The sequence below is a fragment of the Actinocorallia sp. B10E7 genome (genome assembly GCF_039871655.1).
Classification (GTDB): Bacteria; Actinomycetota; Actinomycetes; order Streptosporangiales; family Streptosporangiaceae; genus Actinocorallia.
In genome coordinates, this window is sequence record NZ_JBDPLZ010000027.1 from 1 (window position 1) to 1,367 (window position 1,367).

Consider the following 1,367-nt stretch of genomic DNA (forward strand, 5'->3'; position numbering starts at 1 on the left):
ATCAGGACAGTGACGATGACCCTCGCCGACCAGGCCGCCATGAGAGGGCAGGATGGTCGAGTGACCGATGAGAAGCCGAGCCGGCCCAAGCGGCGGACGTTCACCGCGGCCTACAAGGCCCGGATCCTGGCGGCCTACGACGCTCTGCCCGAGGGAAGTGCGGAACGCGGCGCCCTGATGCGTGCCGAGAGGCTTTACCACTCGCATATCGAGCACTGGCGTAAGCAAGCGGAGAACGGAACTCTGGGGTCTTCGACGGGAAAGCCGAAGAAGGACGCCGAATCCGAAGAGATCGCTGCTCTTCGGGCGGAGAACAGGAGACTCAAAGCAGAGGCGGCCAAACTCGAGGCACGGAACGAGAGGCTGGCCGATAATCTGGGGAAGACCCGGACCGCGTTGGATATCGCGGGAAAAGCATTCGCGCTGCTGGAGAACATCTCAAGCAGCGCGGATTCCGACGAGAGCTGAACCAGGCCCTCGAGGAATACTTTCCCTCACTGGAATCGGCCGTCGGCACCACAAGGGCGTGTGAGATCCTCGGCCGGTCCCGTTCCACGGTTTACCGGACGCGGAACCCAAGGCCGCATGTGCTGGGTGTGCGCCGGCCCTTCCGGCATCCGGCGGCGTTGTCCGATGACGAGCGCGCGCACGTGCTGGCCGTGCTGGACTCGCCCCGCTTCGCCGACAAGGCACCCGGTCAGGTGCGGGCGATCCTGCTGGACGAGGGCGTCTACCTGTGCTCGGAGGCCACCATGTACCGGCTGCTGCGCGAACGCGGCCAGAGCGGGGAGCGCCGAGCCCAGGCCGTCCACCCGGCCAAGAAGATCCCCGAACTGCATGCCGATGGCCCCGACCAGGTGTGGAGTTGGGATATATCCAAACTGAAAGGACCGGTCCGCGGCGTCTACTACGACCTGTACGTCATCCTCGATATCTTCTCCCGCAAAGTGATCCGATGGGAGATCTGGCCCCGCGAGAGCGGGGAACTCGCCAAAGAGTTCATCAAACGCGCCATCAAGGACAACCACGGCATCGGCCCCCGCGATCTGCACGCCGACCGCGGCACCTCGATGACCTCGAACAACGTCACCGGACTCCTCGCAAATCTCGGCATCAACCAGTCCCACTCACGCCCCCGCGTCTCCAACGACAACCCCTACTCCGAGGCCGCGTTCAAGACACTGAAATACTGCCCGGCATTCCCTGAACGGTTCGGATCCATCGAAGACTCCCGCGTCTTTTGCGCCCAGTTCTTCGACTACTACAACAACGAACACCGCCATTCCGGCATCGGAATGCACACCCCCGCATCCGTCCACGACGGAACCGCAGCGAAGATCCACACCGCGCGGGTAGCCACGCTGAAC

The 1,367-nt window shown here is 63.7% G+C and carries 2 protein-coding genes; both read left to right on the forward strand.

Going from position 1 to position 1,367, the window contains the following annotated elements; genetic code table 11:
- Window positions 1-468, forward strand: a 468-nt coding sequence (locus ABGB12_RS34990) for a transposase (RefSeq protein WP_347684836.1), incomplete at its 5' end; no start/stop codon positions are given.
- A partial coding sequence (locus tag ABGB12_RS34995; RefSeq protein WP_347684837.1) for an IS3 family transposase occupies window positions 465-1,367 on the forward strand: 903 nt, incomplete at its 3' end. The genes ABGB12_RS34990 and ABGB12_RS34995, both read left to right, overlap by 4 nt.